Annotated in this window: 14 protein-coding genes; 9 read left to right on the top strand and 5 right to left on the bottom strand. The window is 39.4% G+C overall.

The features are described from left to right. The first annotated feature begins 71 nt into the window (after positions 1–71). The 4 genes from trmB to arcA all read left to right on the top strand — a co-directional run bounded on the left by trmB (position 72) and on the right by arcA (position 4,832). A complete protein-coding gene (gene trmB, locus QUE46_RS03345) occupies positions 72–797 on the top strand; it encodes a tRNA (guanosine(46)-N7)-methyltransferase TrmB (RefSeq protein WP_286246211.1) in 726 nt (241 codons plus the stop codon). 44 nt (positions 798–841) lie between these two features. Next, positions 842–1,867 carry a methyltransferase gene (locus QUE46_RS03340; RefSeq protein WP_286246210.1) on the top strand — a complete coding sequence of 342 codons (1,026 nt, stop codon included), beginning with the start codon at positions 842–844 and terminating at the stop codon, positions 1,865–1,867. 153 nt (positions 1,868–2,020) lie between these two features. Continuing rightward, on the top strand, positions 2,021–3,625 hold the full coding sequence (locus tag QUE46_RS03335) for an ATP-binding protein (RefSeq protein ID WP_286246209.1): 1,605 nt from the start codon (positions 2,021–2,023) through the stop codon (positions 3,623–3,625). 490 nt (positions 3,626–4,115) lie between these two features. Beyond that, positions 4,116–4,832 carry a two-component system response regulator ArcA gene (gene arcA / locus QUE46_RS03330; protein ID WP_004587530.1) on the top strand — a complete coding sequence of 239 codons (717 nt, stop codon included), beginning with the start codon at positions 4,116–4,118 and terminating at the stop codon, positions 4,830–4,832. 14 nt (positions 4,833–4,846) lie between these two features. Here arcA and arcB read toward each other — a convergent pair whose 3' ends face one another. After that, entirely contained in the window at positions 4,847–7,165 is a 2,319-nt protein-coding gene (gene arcB, locus QUE46_RS03325) for an aerobic respiration two-component sensor histidine kinase ArcB (protein WP_286246208.1), read from the bottom strand. Between the two features lie 226 nt (positions 7,166–7,391). Here arcB and folE2 point away from each other — a divergent pair, with 226 nt between their 5' ends. From folE2 to QUE46_RS03305, 4 genes are all read left to right on the top strand, one after another. Then, complete coding sequence (folE2, locus tag QUE46_RS03320; protein ID WP_286246207.1) at positions 7,392–8,312, top strand: GTP cyclohydrolase FolE2; 921 nt, start codon at positions 7,392–7,394, stop codon at positions 8,310–8,312. Between the two features lie 115 nt (positions 8,313–8,427). Continuing rightward, positions 8,428–9,021, top strand: coding sequence for a DUF2726 domain-containing protein (locus tag QUE46_RS03315; RefSeq protein WP_286246206.1), 594 nt, complete (start codon positions 8,428–8,430; stop codon positions 9,019–9,021). Between the two features lie 119 nt (positions 9,022–9,140). After that, positions 9,141–9,848, top strand: coding sequence for a 5'-methylthioadenosine/S-adenosylhomocysteine nucleosidase (gene mtnN, locus QUE46_RS03310; protein WP_286246205.1), 708 nt, complete (start codon positions 9,141–9,143; stop codon positions 9,846–9,848). After that, entirely contained in the window at positions 9,849–10,793 is a 945-nt protein-coding gene (locus tag QUE46_RS03305; protein ID WP_286246204.1) for a regulatory signaling modulator protein AmpE, read from the top strand. A gap of 60 nt (positions 10,794–10,853) precedes the next feature. On the opposite strand, the gene tyrS is transcribed toward QUE46_RS03305, so the two are convergent. Next, on the bottom strand, positions 10,854–12,053 hold the full coding sequence (gene tyrS / locus QUE46_RS03300) for a tyrosine--tRNA ligase (protein ID WP_286246203.1): 1,200 nt from the start codon (positions 12,051–12,053) through the stop codon (positions 10,854–10,856). Between the two features lie 379 nt (positions 12,054–12,432). On the opposite strand from tyrS, the gene QUE46_RS03295 reads away from it, so the two are divergent. Then, the gene (locus tag QUE46_RS03295) at positions 12,433–13,746 is read left to right on the top strand and encodes a peptidoglycan DD-metalloendopeptidase family protein (RefSeq protein WP_286246202.1); all 1,314 of its coding nucleotides are present in this window, start codon (positions 12,433–12,435) and stop codon (positions 13,744–13,746) included. 75 nt (positions 13,747–13,821) lie between these two features. Here the strand turns inward: QUE46_RS03295 and QUE46_RS03290 are convergent, their stop codons facing one another. The 3 genes from QUE46_RS03290 to QUE46_RS03280 all read right to left on the bottom strand — a co-directional run bounded on the left by QUE46_RS03290 (position 13,822) and on the right by QUE46_RS03280 (position 16,252). Beyond that, entirely contained in the window at positions 13,822–13,998 is a 177-nt protein-coding gene (locus QUE46_RS03290; protein ID WP_286246201.1) for a hypothetical protein, read from the bottom strand. A 13-nt stretch (positions 13,999–14,011) separates the two neighbouring features. After that, positions 14,012–14,983, bottom strand: coding sequence for an aldo/keto reductase family oxidoreductase (locus QUE46_RS03285; RefSeq protein WP_286246200.1), 972 nt, complete (start codon positions 14,981–14,983; stop codon positions 14,012–14,014). Between the two features lie 138 nt (positions 14,984–15,121). Further along, entirely contained in the window at positions 15,122–16,252 is a 1,131-nt protein-coding gene (locus QUE46_RS03280; RefSeq protein ID WP_286246199.1) for a sodium ion-translocating decarboxylase subunit beta, read from the bottom strand. Positions 16,253–16,259: the final 7 nt, after the last annotated feature.

The following is a 16,259-nucleotide window of genomic DNA, read 5'->3' as shown; positions in this document are numbered from 1 at the left end:
TGTGATTAGCTGCCTGGTCAGGGATAATACGCAACCATTTTTAAACACATTGTTTTTGTCAGGCCAATAATATGAGTGAATCAAGTAACAACAACCTTGAGCAAGCTAAGCAAGAAGGTAAGTATATCCGCACAATTCGCAGTTTTGTAAAACGCGAAGGCCGCTTAACTAAAGGCCAAGCTGCCGCTATCGAAAAATGCTGGCCAACTATGGGGCTTGAGCACAAAAACGGCCTGCTCGACTTAGCCCAAGTATTTGGTAACGACAACGATGTAGTATTAGAAATTGGTTTTGGTATGGGCAAGTCATTAGTTGAAATGGCAAAAAATGCACCGCACCTAAACTTTATTGGTATTGAAGTACATCGCCCAGGCGTTGGCGCATGTTTAATGGATGCAGATGAAGCTGGTGTGACTAACTTACGTGTATTTGAACACGATGCAGTAGAAGTACTCGCTGACTGCCTTGCTGATGAAAGCTTAACTACGCTGCAATTGTTCTTCCCTGATCCATGGCATAAAAAGCGTCATCATAAACGCCGTATAGTGCAAACAGAATTTGCTGAGAAACTACGTAGTAAATTAAAAATTGGCGGTGTTTTTCATATGGCCACTGATTGGGAAAACTACGCCGAGCACATGCTAGAAGTTATGCAAGCAGCGCCAGGCTATAAAAATCAGTCATCTACTAACGACTATGTACCTCGCCCTGATTCGCGCCCGCTAACTAAGTTTGAACAGCGCGGCCACCGTTTAGGCCACGGTGTGTGGGACTTAATGTTTGAGCGCACAAAATAATTACACCAATTTACTAATCAATAATTTGTAAGGCAAAGCCATTTATGAGCGTATTAACCAACCCAAGTTTACTGTTACTTCGTAATAGCGAAGAACTAGTGGGAAAATCTATCTTGGTGGTCAACTTTGTTCAAGATGGCTTTTTAGCAGAGCTAAAGCAGCTAAATCCTCAAAGTGCCATCACCGCATTTAGTTATAACCATGCTAATGGGGAGTTTGCTAAAAAAATAAATGGCATAAACGTGTGTGTTAACCATGAAATGGCCGCCAACGATTACGATTTAGTTATTCTATACTACCCAAAATCAAAGCCTGAAGTATTAATGGCACTTGATAATATTCGCGTCGTTATTAACAAAAAAGCACAGCTACTTGTCGTGGGCGAAAATAAAAGTGGTGTTAAATCGATAGAAAAACAGCTAGCAGGCAAAGCACAATACAGTAATAAAATTGACTCTGCTAAGCATTGTATTTTGTTCTCATTTGAGCAGCTAGAGTCCAACCCAACCTTTGATATTAGCCGTTACCATAAAACGTTTACCGTAAGTGTAGCTGGGATAGAGTTTGATGCTATCAGTGTTCCGGGAGTCTTTAACCACGGTGCTTTAGATGCTGGTACAAAAATGTTATTAGAAAATGCCCCTACGACTAAACAAGGTAATGTACTGGATTTTGGCTGTGGTGCAGGCTTAATAGCCACTTTTTTAGGTCTTAAAAACCCAGCACTGACTTTTACTTGCAGCGATGTGAGCGCACTTGCAACTTATGCTACTGAGCAAACATTAAAGCTTAATAATATTAAAGGCAGCACTATTTTAAGTGATGGCTTAAAAAATATTAGCGGCAAGTTTGATTTAATAGTTAGTAACCCGCCCTTTCATACTGGCATAGCAACCGACTACACAATTGCAGAAGCATTTTTATCAAATGCTAAGCAACACTTAACTAAGTTAGGTAAGCTCAGCATAGTGGCTAATAGCTTTTTAAAATACCCGCCAATTTTAGAAGCGCAGTTTGGTAGCTTCCATACTGTGTACAAAAATAATAAATTTGCTGTTTACAGTAGCTAACTAATTACACTTATTAGGCTAAGTGTAATTAATACTTAGCCTAACTTTCGAATAAATATCAGAATTAATTTCACTATTTCCCTTCACTTTCTATGGTTTTTGCTAAACTAAAGGTCTAAATATAAATATTCATACTTAGGCGACGCAGCAATAATGCCAAAAAAAGTACATCAAAAAAGTATTCGAAAAGCGCTGATCAACACCATCATGATTATCACCGCTATTTGTTTAACTTTATCGGTTTCAATTTCTACCTATATGAGTGTAAATGAACAAAAGAAACTGATCATAAACAAACTCGTGATCCTCTCTGATATTGTTGCGTTTGATGCATCAGGCTCATTGGTTAAAGACGACAGAAAAACAGAAGAAAAGCGCCTAAAGTCATTTGATAAAATCCCTCTTGTTAAAAATATTCATATTTACGCCATAGAAAAATCATCGAGCAAACCTGTATTTTTTATTAGCTTTAATGCTAAAAAAACCCCGCCAGTTCCTTTGCGCGTAGACAGTATTAAAGAGCTTAGCGAGCCAAGAGTTACCAATAACTACATTGAACTAATAACACCTGTGCTTAATAACGAACAAGTGGTTGGCTACGTTTATATGCGTGGCAGCTTAGAAAGCCTAGATGAATTTATAAAACAAAAAATAATTATAGATATTTTCCTTACCCTATTTATTTTGTTTTTTGTGTACTTTATAGCGATAAAAACCCAAAAGAGTATCGCTAACCCTATTGAGCACTTAAGTGTATTACTGCAAGACGTATCAAAAAACCATAACTATGACGTACGCGCTCCAAGCACAAGTGTAAAAGAGGTTACAGCCTTATCAAATAGCTTAAATATCATGCTTGCTCGTACCCGTAAGCAAATAGAACGTCATGAAAAAGATAAACTTGAAATAAAACAACTTAACCAAAGCTTAGAAGAAAAGGTAAACCAAAGAACAATAGCCCTGCGAGAAGCAAACCAAGAGCTACTTTCTACTCTTGAGCGAATGCACCAATACCAAGAGCAAATAGTAGAAAACGAAAAAATGGCATCATTAGGACAAATGGTAGCCGGCGTAGCCCATGAGGTTAACACCCCAATTGGCCTGGGTATTACAGGCTCAACCTTGCTGCGCGACAAACTTGCCGATATTCAGCTTAGTTTTGATAATAAGTCTCTCACTTCTAACCAATTAAAACGCTTTATTGATGAAGGTATCGAAAACCTTGATTTAATTTATAGAAACCTAAATCGAGCAGCCGACCTGATCTCTAACTTTAAAAAGGTAGCTGTAATTCAAGATGACGGGGTTAAAACCCATGTAAATATCCATAAATTAATATCTGACGTGTTAATGTCGATTCAATCAGAGTTAATAACTTCCAAACCTAACGTGATGATTAACTGCCCGAGTGATTTAACAATTGAGAGTAAATCAGAGCCACTACAACAAATATTCCAACAGCTCATTTTAAACTCAGCCATACATGGTTTTACCAACAGCGAAAATAACGATATTCAGTTTGATATAGAAATAACAGGCCCACAAATAAAAATAATCTACACAGATAACGGACAAGGCGTTGATAAAAATGTCAAAAATAGGATATTTGACCCATTTGTAACCTCTAAGCGAGGCCAAGGGGCCAGTGGTTTAGGCATGCATTTAGTCTACAACTTGGTAACCCAAGCGCTCGGCGGGCATATACTGTATGACCAAGATGCTAAACCCGGTGTGCGCTTTGTTATTACAATCCCATAAAAAATGTTTAAAAAAGAATATTTATTTACGCTTTTTACTTGAATTACCATTTAATGACCTTATAGAGAGAGCATGTGATATTTCATGTTTAATTATTAAACTTGATATAATAATTAGGCGATACAATTTCTGAACTTTATTGCTTTTGCAGTATCACATACATTGATGAAAGGTTATAAAATGATATAATTCTGTTTTGAATTTGCGCGATTATTTTTTAGTACCTTTAAGCAATTGGTGGATGTATCAATTATTAAAGGAAATGGCTTCGTTTTCATAATTCAAAAAGCTGCATCCGTTATATATCATTAAACAGTAGTTTTTGCACAATGCCTTTTGGTTAGTTTGGAACACCCCTACTGTTTTATTTTTATCCAACTTGTTTTTTCTTGTTAACATTTGGGTATAATCCTATAATCTCTAGTAATCGAATTATTTAGTTAATATTCGATTTTTTGTAAATAAAATATTCCAAAAAGGTTAATTAATAATGCAAACGCCAGTCATTCTAATCGTAGAGGATGAAGACGTAACTCGACTAAACCTCGTTAGTTTATTTGAAGCTGAAGGTTACAAAGTTATTGAAGCCATTGATGGCGATGATATGCATGACAAGCTTACAAATAATGATGACGTCAATCTTGTAGTTATGGACATCAACCTACCGGGTAAAAACGGGCTGATTTTAGCACGTGAATTACGCCAAAAACGTAAAGTCGGTTTAATCTTTTTAACCGGCCGTGATAACGATGTTGACCGTATTTTAGGTTTAGAAATTGGTGCTGATGATTACATCACTAAACCTTTTAATCCTCGTGAATTGACTATACGCGCTCGCAACTTAATTACTCGTACAGCGCTAGGTGGCGAAGAGTCAGTGCTAGAAACCAACGGCGTAATTACATTTAACGGTTGGGAACTTGATGAAAACAGCCGTTGTTTAACGTCACCAAATGGTGATGCTAAGCGCCTACCTAAAGGTGAATACCGCGCGCTGCGTTTAATGCTTGATTCTCCTGGCCGTATTTTTAGCCGTGAGCAACTTATTAAGCATATGACTGGCCGTGAGCTTCGTGCTAATGACCGTACAGTAGATGTAACGATTCGTCGTATTCGTAAGCACTTTGAAAGTGATAATTCTACTTCTGAGCTAATCAGCACCATCCATGGTGAAGGTTACCGCTTTATTGGTAAAATCGACGCTTAATTAGAGTAAATCGCTTACTCTAATAATTGTAAAAAAGAATGAAGGGCACTTTGTCCTTCATTTATTTTATCTGCCAATATATCTAACCATTCTTTTAGTACCTCATCTGATTCATCAAGCGCACCGTGTTCCATCTTTTTAGCATGTAACTGTACGTCGTTTAATCCTACAGATCCCGCCGCACCTTTAAGCTTATGCGCCACCGATTTGTACTCTTCCCTATCGTTTTCGTTTAACGCGCTTTGCAGCTCTTGCTGATATTGCGGGTTTAGTTTTTCAAACAAACCACTGCTGCGCTTAAATACTTCAAGCCCCATAGAGTTTACAAAGTCTTCAATAGTTTCAACATCAAGCACACTTGCATTAATGCTCTCAAGCGCTTCTTTACTTACCGTTAGCAGTGGCTTGTCTGATTCACTTTGTTGAATATCAAACAAATCAGCGAGCATCTTATCAAGCTTTATTGTATTAATGGGTTTAGCAAGCGCCCCTTGCACCGAAATACCTTCTAGGTCTTCTTCGGCGCTACGTACATTCGCTGTAAGCGCAACAATAGGTAATTTATCAAAGTGGCTATCGGCACGTATTTGTCTTGCCACTTCATCACCATTTATATCGGGCAGTTGCATATCAAGTAGTACTAAATCAAGCTCGTCTTCGGTTTCTACAAACGAAAGTGCATCTTCACCGGTTTCGGCCCAAATCACCTCATGGCCACGCTGCTCTAACAAATTAGTCGCAATTTCGGCATTTAATGGCACATCCTCTACAAGTAAAATATATAAACCTCTACCTGCATAGCTTTGTTCAGTAGGCGCTACACATAAGCTAAGCGGTATATTTACTGTAAAGCAACTGCCTTCACCTTCTGTGCTGGTTACAGAAATAGTACCTTTCATTGCATTGACTAACGCTTTGGTAACGGCTAAACCAATGCCTGAGCCAATCGCATTTTTACCGCTTAGATCTGGAGCTTTATAATACATATCAAAAATACGCGAGAGTTGATCCTCTGGGATCCCCTGCCCTGTGTCTGATATTTTAAGTTCAAGCCAAGGGCCATCGCTTCGCTCTTCACGGCTACAGGTGAGCTTTACCTCTCCTTGCTGGGTAAACTTAACGGCATTATTAATTAAGTTCCATACCACTTGGCGTAGACGCGTTGGGTCTAGTAACGCATAAACATCTAATATGCCATTTCGCTCAATTGAAAACTCAAGCTCTTTTTGCTCAGCAATTAAACCGGCAAAATTAACTACATCATTAATAAAGTCGGAAACGTTAATAGAGTCGGTTGCTATATCTAACTGCTCTCGGTCTATTTTGTCTAAGTCTATAATATCGTTAAAAATATTACCTAAGGTTTCAGCGCTCGAAAACACCGTATTACACCAACTGCGTTGCTGCTTATTAAGCTCTGTATCAAGTAGCATTCGGGTTAAGCCTACAATGCCATTTAATGGCGTGCGCAGCTCATGGCTAAGCGTTGCTATAAACTTACCTTTATCCTTATAGGCTGTTTCAAGCGCTTGTGCTGCTTCTTTACGGCTGGTTATATCACGGCCAAATGCAAGCAATCCTATGTAGTCACCTTGATCGTTTATAAACGGTAATTTACGCAGCTCAAACCAACGGTTTTCACCATTTACCATGTATTCAACATCAATTGTCAGCGCTTGATGCGTTTGCTCTACTTGTTTATCGGTTCTGAGTACCTCTGCTAAAAAGTAGCTTGGGAAAATCTGCTCCACTGTTTTACCAATTAGTTCAGCGCTGGTTTTACCCATAACCTCTTCAAACATTTTATTACAGCCGGCAAACACGCCGTTGTTATCTCGGTAATAAAATAAATCGGGGGAAGAGTCGACAATAGAGCGAAGGAGCATGCCTTGCTGAGCAAGTTCTTGTTGTGTTTTTTTACGCTCTGCTATTTCGCGGCGCAGCTCTTCAATGGCGCGATGCTTGGCATGAAACGCCATTTTTCGCTCATCTATTTCAATGTTGAGGCGGTTGATATTATCTTTTAATGTTTGGTTTAAAAGCTTTTCTTGTTTTGTTGCGCTGTCTAAATAAGCATATGAGGCATCTAATTGTCTAATCGAGTTGAGTAAAATACTGATCATAAACGGAGATACAACCGCAGTAAAAAATACCACTGCTAAAATATCAACTAAATTAACCTCACCGAGTGCCACATAATAAAACATACTCGACAATATAAGCGACACGCCTAATAAAAGCGCGTAGCACATTGCCGCGGTTTTTAACTCACCAAAGCGAGTTATTAAACTAGAAAGTACTCGAGCCCAAGGGCTCAAAGAAGAATCGGTCATAGGTCAGTGTATCTCGTTACTAGGCATAAATAAAAAGTGCCTATTAATAGTCAAACGCATTTTGCAGCAGATCTTAGCATTTTTCTATTAGCTATATTCATCTTGTGCGACAAAAACAGAAAATTTTCATGTTTACTTTTGCCTACTTGTTAAACTCATCATTTCAGCAATAAATTATTTAGTGTAAAATGCTGCGCTTTATTATGACCAATAACGAGTAGCGCACATGCAAACCAATATGCCCGATATAGCTGATACGGCTCCCGCCTTACAAACAGGTAAGTTAGACTGGGTTGGTATGGGCGAAATAGAACTGCCATTTATTTTTGAATCGAAAGATTTAGCTCCCGTTACCGTTAATGCAAAAGCGCGTGCCTTTGTTAATTTGCATAAAGAAGACGCTAAAGGCATTCATATGTCGCGTCTATTTTTGGCGCTTGATTTACTCTCAACAGAGCAACAAGTTAACCCACACACTTTAGCTCAAGCACTCGATACTTTTATTACCAGCCATAAAGGGTTAAGTGACAAAGCCCAAATAGAATTTAAATTTGAGTTACCACTGCGTCGTAAGTCGTTATTAAGTGGTAAAGCAGGTTGGAAAAGCTACCCAATTACCCTAACCAGCACAATTGAAAATAGCGTAATTAGCTACGAGCTAAGTGTTGATGTAACTTATTCATCTACTTGCCCGTGCTCTGCAGCACTTGCTCGCCAACTCATTCAAAATGCGTTTAGCGAAAAATTTAACCAAGAAACACTTAATCAAAAAGACGTTTTAGCATGGCTAGGCACAACGCAGGGTATTGTGGCAACGCCTCACTCACAGCGTTCAATTGCCAACGTTAAAGTAAAGCTAGATAACACGATTAGTGAATTTGATGTAGTCAATTTAATTGATACATTAGAAGCTGAGCTAAAAACACCTGTACAAGCGGCAGTAAAACGTGAAGATGAGCAAGAATTTGCCCGCCTTAACGGTCAAAATTTGATGTTTTGTGAAGATGCAGCACGTAAAATTAAAGCAGTTCTTGAAAACGATAACTTTAGTGATTACTGGCTACAAATCAATCATTACGAGTCATTGCATGCTCACGATGCTGTTGCTATTGCCGTCAAAGGTATTGAGGGTGGCTACAAAGCCTAACAGCCGCATTACATTAATACTAAACATATACGGTAATTAACGCATAACACAAACCTTTTAGGCACGTAAATTGCTTTACATGAGCAGTGTCAATTTGTTGTTATGGAGTTACCGTATGGAATTCGCTTTATTATCAATTTTAGTATTAGTGGTTGGGGCCTCTGTGGTTGCGTCAAAATTTAGTGATAATGGCGGCAATCCCTATCCTTTTACCCGCAAACAAACCGTATTTACACAGGTTGAGGGTGCATTTTTAAATCTTTTAGAGCGTGCGGTAGGCGATCAATATAAAATTGTGAGCCGCGTCAAACTCATCGATGTAATCGACTGTAAGCAAGGGCTCTCTGCTAAATCAAAACGTGCTGCTTTAGCTAAAGCTAAAAATAAGCAACTCGATTTTGTGCTGGTTGATAAAGAAAAAATGACGATAGTGGCTGCAGTCGATTTAGTTAACAACGCAAATAAAGATGGTCACAAAGCGCAGCGCGACTGGTTTGTAAACGGTGCTTTAGAGTCAGCTGGCATTCCACATATTCGTATGAAAGTAAAATCAGGCTACCGCCCTTCTGAGGTACGCGATGCAATTATGTTTAAAATAGGCAAGCCTGCCGTGCAGTCTCCTCGCCCTACTCGTAATCGCGTAAGCAAACCTGCGGTATTGTCACCTTCTCAAGCTAAAGCACAAACCACTGCGTTAGCCGAAATTTAAAATAGAATTAAATACTCTCCTAAAAGTATTTAAAGCGAGCCGTAAAACAGCTCGCTTTTTTGTTTTTTATTGCTAACTTCACGTATAATCTACGTATTCAAACTCAGGAATCAAACACTATGAATGTTGGTATTATTGGCGCAATGGAGCCAGAAGTTAAAATTTTACGTGAAGCAATGCAAAACCCACAAGTGCTAACTAAAGCAGGGTTTACTTTTTACACCGGCGAATTAGCAGGTAATACTGTAACGCTTGTACAATCGGGTATTGGTAAAGTGGCATCAACTATTGCAACTACGTTATTAATTGATAACTTTAATCCTGATTGCGTTATTAACACAGGCTCTGCCGGTGGTTTTGATCCCTCATTGAGTGTTGGCGATGTGGTTATTTCTTCAGAAGTACGTCATCACGATGTAGATGTAACTGCTTTTGGTTACGAAATTGGCCAAGTTCCACAAATGCCTGCAGGCTTTGCCGCACACCCAAAACTTGTTGAAGCTGCCGAGCAAACTATTGCCCAAATCAGCGAAGTAAAAACCTTAGTCGGTTTAATTTGTACGGGTGATTCATTTATGTGTGACCCAGTACGTATAGATAAAGCACGCAGTGACTTCCCTACAATGCTTGCGGTAGAGATGGAAGGCGCATCTATTGCACAAACGTGTTATGCACTAAATACCCCATTTGTGGTTATTCGTTCTATGTCTGATATTGCCGGTAAAGAGTCACCGCAATCATTTGAAGAATACCTAGAAACGGCATCAATCAACTCATCTAAAATGGTTGTTGCATTATTGGAAAAACTAACAAAAGTTACGCTGTAAATGCTAAGCAATATTGTTCAAAACCATTTGGACTTTATTGCCTTTTTTGTAGCGCTCATTGCTGAGCGCTTTTTTCCGTTAAAAAACTGGTATCACCCAAATACAGTATTAACCGCTGTTTTTAGTGCGATAGGAAAACGGGTTTATAAACCAAGTGAACCTAAAAGCTACCTTTATTTAGCCGCCACTCTTGCCAGTTCGCTAGTTTTAAGCGTTATTCTTATTATTATTGTGTTACTGCTTGAATTTGCCTTTTATCCTGAGCTGCTCGCAGGTCTTATTTTATATTTGTGCCTTGAAAGCACAGCAATTGAAAAAAAAGCACTACGTGTTGCAAAGTTAGTAAAACAAAACCAAAAATCTACCGCGCGAGAGCTCGTAAAGCCATTGCTTGCCAGAGAAGTAAACAAGCTCTCAGCGCCAGGTATAATTAAAGCCTTAATTGAAAGCTTAATTTTACGAACTGCTCGCAATTACTTTACCGTTATATTTATATTTTTATTACTTGGGCCAATTGCCGCCTTAGCGTATCGGCTACTCACTTTAATGCAGCAAGCGTGGCGCGCCGATATCTCACCTAATAGCCACTTTTTGAAACCGCTGAAAATACTTTTATTTGTAATCGAATTTATCCCCGTACGCTTACTTGCATTAACCATTGCCGCAAGTAAAGCCAGTAAACAAAGCATGCATTACATAAAGCACTATGGCAGACACTTTTATCAAACAAATACCGGGTGGGTTTTAAGTACGTGCTCGGCCTCTCTTGGCGTACAACTGGGCGGCCCTGCAGTTTATTTTGGTAAGCGTTTTAATAAAATGCGTATTGGGGCCGAGAGACTGCCCAAACCCGAAGACCTCCCTGTGATCATAAATAGATTAAATCAAGCACGTGCACTTTGGCTATTAGTTATTATCAGTATTGAGATATTAAAGCTGATTTAGCAGCCAAAATACAGGCACAAAAAAACCAGCCTAAGCTGGTTTTTGTCGTTTTAACTGCGCTTACGCTACAGTAATGTTTGCAAACTTACGTTTACCTACTTGGTAAATAGCCGTCGTGCCTTTCGCTACTTCAAGTTTTGTATCAGTGATTTTATCTTCACCGTTAAGTTTTACTGCACCTTGCTTAATCATGCGCATAGCTTCAGAGGTACTGGCTACTAAATTAGCTTCTTTAAGTAAGTTAGCAATTAAAATACCCTCATCTGCAATGGTGATTGTCAGCTCAGGGATTTCATCTGGCAGCGCTTTTTTCTGAAAACGTTTGATAAAATCGTCATGTGCAGCTTGTGCATCTTCTTCACTGTGAAAACGTGCAATTAACTCTTTCGCCAGTTCAATTTTAATATCACGCGGGTTAGTGCCCTGCTCTACCCGTTGCTTTTGCGCTGCAATTTCTTCGATTGATAAGCTGCTTAGTAAATCGTAGTAGCGCCACATAAGTACATCGCTAATCGACATTACTTTACCAAACATATCGTTTGGCGCATCAGTAATACCAATGTAATTACCTAGCGACTTAGACATTTTTTGAACGCCGTCAGTGCCTTCAAGTAATGGCATCATGAGTACTGTTTGCGGTTTTTGGCCTTCTACTTTTTGAAGCTCGCGACCCATTAACAGGTTAAAACGTTGATCGGTTCCACCAAGCTCTACGTCTGACTCAAGTGCTACCGAATCCCAACCTTGTACTAGTGGGTATAAAAATTCGTGAATGGCAATTGGCTGACCACTGCCGTAACGCTTTTTAAAGTCGTCACGCTCTAGCATACGCGCTACAGTTTGATTAGCTGCAAGTTTGATCATACCTGCGGCGCCGAGGTTTTCCATCCACTGAGAGTTAAAGGCAACCGTTGTTTTAGCTGGGTCTAAAATCTTAAAAACTTGCTCTTTATAAGTCTCAGCATTAGCAAGTACATCTTCACGAGTCAGTGGTTTACGCGTTACATTTTTGCCTGTTGGGTCACCAATCATGCCGGTAAAGTCACCAATTAAGAAAATTACCTCATGACCTAAATCTTGAAAGGTTTTCATTTTGTTAATTAGTACAGTGTGGCCTAAATGTAAATCTGGCGCGGTAGGATCGAAACCCGCTTTAATTTTTAGCTTTTTGCCCGACTTTAGTTTTTCAACTAATTCATCTTCAATTAATATCTCTTCTGCACCGCGTTTTATCTCTGCTAGAGCGGTTTGTAAATCCACTGTGTATTACTCCAAAATTCTGCCAACGAAGGGGCAACTAGATGACTTGCTACATAAGGGTTTAAAACAGATTTAAACCAAAAGCACTTATGTTGCTAACATAACAAATTTCTACCTAATTAAAACAATTTTTTATGCGAATAATGCAACTAAACTCAATAAGTTTAGTCTCACTGTGTTAGGCAATTAGAAATGGTGTTTAAAAGCCGATTTTAGCGCACTTTAGTAGCAGTTTAAATCGATAAACTTAAACAACTATAAATTGTCATTTTACTAACATTTGCGGGGCTTTTAGCTTTATTTACTAGTATTCGTACCTTATTACGTATATCCTGCATTAATATCCATTTTATTTTCACGACAGCAGAAAAGGCACGTTATGGTTCACGTGGTTAACACGCTTCCCAAAAAACACAAATTGCTTATTCTTGGTTTGGTTTCTGCTATTGTTGGCTTAGCCTTTCTTCCTTCAGAAAAAGCGACTGCATCCAAAGACAATAGTGCAAATGCACTAGAAATTGGTAAGCGTTACGAGTTACAAGTTAAAGTTGAAGACAACGAAAAATTAACTGAATTAAATTCACCAGAAGCAGCAGAAAAGCTGCCAGAATACGACTTAGTCGATCATCAAGTTAAAAACGGCGATAATTTAGCAATTATCTTCAAGCGTGCTGGTTTTTCAGCGCAAACACTTCACAAGCTAATAAACACCAATGCTGAAACACGCAAACTAACTAAAATTCACCCAGGTGAAATACTCAGTTTTGCAACAGCAGAGAACGGTGACTTAGCGCAGCTTCGTTATGTTATTTCAAAAACAGATACTTTGTTTGTTACCCTAAATGACGAAGGGAATTACGACACCTCAATAGATAGCAAAGAAATAGAAACATTGAGCAAAACAGCCGGTGGTGAAATTTCTAGCAGCTTTTGGACCTCAGCAATTGCTGCAGGTTTAAGCGAGCGTCAAATAATGAACTTTGCTGATATATTTGGTTGGGATGTAGATTTTGCCAATGATATTCGCAAGGGCGATCAATTTGGACTAATTTATGAGTCGCATTATGTTGATGGCGAATTTATTGGCACAGGTAAAATTATTGCTGCAGAATTTATAAACCAAGGCCAGCGTTATGCAGCTATTCGCCATACCGACGGAAATTTTTATACGCCTGAAGGGCGCAGCATGAAAAAAGCATTTTTACGTGCGCCGGTAAACTTTAAATATATTAGTTCTAGCTTTAACCCTCGTCGCTTACACCCAGTTACAGGGCAAGTAAAAGCGCACCGAGGTATTGATTACGCAGCACGCACAGGCACACCTGTTGTAGCCTCGGGTAACGGTAAAGTAATTAAAGCAGGTTACAGTAAGTACAATGGTAACTACGTATTTATTAGCCATGGCACGCAGTATGTAACTAAGTACTTACACCTTAACAAAAAGCTGGTTAAAACAGGCCAAAAAGTTAAACAAGGTGACAAAATTGGTACCGTGGGCTCTACTGGTCGTGTAACAGGCGCACACTTACACTACGAGTTTTTAGTAAATGGTGTACACCGTAATCCTAAAACCGTTAAGTTACCTAAGTCTGAGCCATTACCACGCTCTGAACTTGCAAAGTTTAAACCTATAGCTGAAAACTTTATTGCACAGCTTGAACGCAATCGCGAACTACAGCTAGCACTTAAGTAATGTATAAGTTATAGATAATATAAAAGCCTTTGCAGGTTTACCCTGCAAAGGCTTTTTTGTATACGCTATAAACCATTAATACATCAGTACATAAATAAGCTGTACGACTAAAGAAACCATAACCAGCGGCCAAATATATTTGCTGTATTTAGTTGCGCCATCCAACCCCATTTTACCTTGGTATTTTTCAAGCAAGGGTATAAGCACCGCTAGAGCGATAAACAAGCTAATTAAAATAACAAATATATTCATTCCTAAACCTTATTTATGGTAACTCATGGCCTTTGGCACTTACATACAATGCATACCAATGCTCGCGACTCAACTGCACGTTTAGGGCATCGCATGAGGCTGTAATACGCTCAACGTTCGTTGTGCCAATAATAGGCTGTATCATTGCAGGGTGGCGTAATAACCAAGCTAAAACAATTGCCTCTGGTGTGGTATCGTAAAGTGCAGCAAGCTTATTGACTAGTATGCTGGTGTTAATATCAGCTTGCGATGCATTTGTTAAATTGCCACCTGTATATAGCCCTTGGCATAAACTTCCCCAGCTTTGTATTTGAATATCAAAGTGGCGGCAATACTCAATACTACCCGGTGTAAAGTTAAGGTCTTTTCCGTCTGCATTACCGGCATACACGCCTTCATCAACAAATTGGTGTTTTTGTAAACTTGCTTCAATTTGGTTAGCCACAATAGGCATATCGAGGGCATGTTGTAAAAAGTTCATTTGATGCTGCTGCATGTTTGATACCGCAAAATTACGTACTTTGCCGCTTTCTTGTAGGCAGCTAAACACTTGTGCTATTTCTTCTACTTCCATTAGCGGATCAGGGCGATGAAGCATAAGCACATCGAGGTAATCGGTGTTTAAACGCTTAAGTGAGCCTTCAACTGACTCTTCAATCCATTTAGCCGAAAAGTCATAACGCTTAGGGCCTTTATCATCTTCAAAGCGTATACCGCATTTAGATTGAATATACATGTGCTCACGCAGCTCTGGTCGCTCACCAAGTGCTTGGCCAAATACCTGCTCGGCTTTGCCAAAGGTATAAATATCGGCGTGATCAAAAAAATTAATACCGCCAGCTATGGCTGCATCAATACACTCGTGAGTTTGTTTTAAATGCTCTTTAGTTATGGCGTCTTTATTCCAACCGCCGCCTAGGCCCATACAGCCAAAAACGAGTCTACTAACATGAGGTAAATATTTTGCCAAAGGGGTGTTAAGCATGGTGACTATCCTTATTAGTGTGCATAGCCCTCACTGTAAACAAAAACACGGTTGCAAACAAACTTTAATATGCACTGTTTTATAGGCATAAAAAAAGCGCAGTAAACTGCGCTAATCGGTTGGATTAAATCCTAAATACTAGCCAACAAGCGCCAGTAATATACCCGCGGCTACGGCACTCCCTAGTACCCCAGCTACGTTTGGCCCCATAGCATGCATAAGTAAAAAGTTATGTGGGTTATTCTCAAGCCCAACTTTGTTAACTACACGCGCCGCCATCGGTACTGCCGATACACCCGCAGCACCAATTAAAGGGTTAATAGGTGTTTTAGAAAGCTTGTTAAGGCCTTTTGCCATAAACACACCCGATGCTGTACCAATAGCAAAAGCCAGCGCACCCAGTACTAAAATACCAATAGTTTCTACTGTTAAAAAGTCATCTGCAGCAAGCTTAGAGCCAACCGCCAACCCTAAAAATATAGTCGTTATATTAATAATTTCGTTTTGAGCACTGTTACTCAGCCTATCTACAACACCCGACTCACGCATTAAATTACCCAAACAAAACATACCTACTAGCGGTATTGCTGCGGGTAAAAACATTGCTGTTGCAGTAAGCACCATAAGTGGAAAAATAATTTTTTCCTTTTTAGACACTTTACGCAGCTCTGGCATTTTAATTTGGCGCTCTTCTGGCGTTGTGAGAGCACGCATAATTGGCGGCTGAATAATTGGCACAAGTGCCATATATGAATATGCAGCCACGGCTATTGCACCTAGCAAATCAGGGGCAAGCTTTGATGCTAAAAATATCGCCGTTGGACCATCAGCACCACCAATAATCGCAATAGCCGATGCATCTTGAAGCGTAAACTCAAAACCCGGAATAAAGTTAAGTAAAATTGCGCCAAATAAGGTCGCAAAAATACCAAACTGAGCTGCCGCCCCTAGTAACAACATGCGAGGATTTGCTATTAGCGCACTAAAGTCAGTCAGCGCGCCAACCCCCATAAATATTAATAGCGGAAAAATACCGGTATCAATACCCACATAGTAAACTGAGTACAAAAGCCCACCAGGCTCTGAGAGCCCTGCAACAGGAATATTAGTTAATATCGCGCCAAAGCCAATTGGCAATAAAAGCAGTGGCTCAAAGTTTTTAGATATTGCTAAAAACAATAATAAACAGCCTACAGCAATCATTATCAAGCCAGGAAACGTAAAGTTAGCAATGCCGGTAGCATGCCAAAGGTTTAAAAGACCTTCCATTAAAGCT

It is taken from the genome of Pseudoalteromonas sp. MM1 (genome assembly GCF_030296835.1).
Classification (GTDB): domain Bacteria; phylum Pseudomonadota; class Gammaproteobacteria; order Enterobacterales; family Alteromonadaceae; genus Pseudoalteromonas.
This window is presented reverse-complemented; position numbering and strand designations above follow the sequence as displayed.

Excerpts from the sequence above, each read along its gene's own strand:
- trmB (WP_286246211.1), top strand. The coding sequence starts at position 72 with ATGAGTGAATCAAGTAACAACAACCTTGAGCAAGCTAAGCAAGAAGGT.
- QUE46_RS03340 (WP_286246210.1), top strand. The coding sequence starts at position 842 with ATGAGCGTATTAACCAACCCAAGTTTACTGTTACTTCGTAATAGCGAA.
- QUE46_RS03335 (WP_286246209.1), top strand. The coding sequence starts at position 2,021 with ATGCCAAAAAAAGTACATCAAAAAAGTATTCGAAAAGCGCTGATCAAC.
- arcA (WP_004587530.1), top strand. The coding sequence starts at position 4,116 with ATGCAAACGCCAGTCATTCTAATCGTAGAGGATGAAGACGTAACTCGA.
- arcB (WP_286246208.1), bottom strand. The coding sequence starts at position 7,165 with ATGACCGATTCTTCTTTGAGCCCTTGGGCTCGAGTACTTTCTAGTTTA.
- folE2 (WP_286246207.1), top strand. The coding sequence starts at position 7,392 with ATGCAAACCAATATGCCCGATATAGCTGATACGGCTCCCGCCTTACAA.
- QUE46_RS03315 (WP_286246206.1), top strand. The coding sequence starts at position 8,428 with ATGGAATTCGCTTTATTATCAATTTTAGTATTAGTGGTTGGGGCCTCT.
- mtnN (WP_286246205.1), top strand. The coding sequence starts at position 9,141 with ATGAATGTTGGTATTATTGGCGCAATGGAGCCAGAAGTTAAAATTTTA.
- QUE46_RS03305 (WP_286246204.1), top strand. The coding sequence starts at position 9,849 with ATGCTAAGCAATATTGTTCAAAACCATTTGGACTTTATTGCCTTTTTT.
- QUE46_RS03295 (WP_286246202.1), top strand. The coding sequence starts at position 12,433 with ATGGTTCACGTGGTTAACACGCTTCCCAAAAAACACAAATTGCTTATT.
- QUE46_RS03290 (WP_286246201.1), bottom strand. The coding sequence starts at position 13,998 with ATGAATATATTTGTTATTTTAATTAGCTTGTTTATCGCTCTAGCGGTG.
- QUE46_RS03285 (WP_286246200.1), bottom strand. The coding sequence starts at position 14,983 with ATGCTTAACACCCCTTTGGCAAAATATTTACCTCATGTTAGTAGACTC.
- QUE46_RS03280 (WP_286246199.1), bottom strand. The coding sequence starts at position 16,252 with ATGGAAGGTCTTTTAAACCTTTGGCATGCTACCGGCATTGCTAACTTT.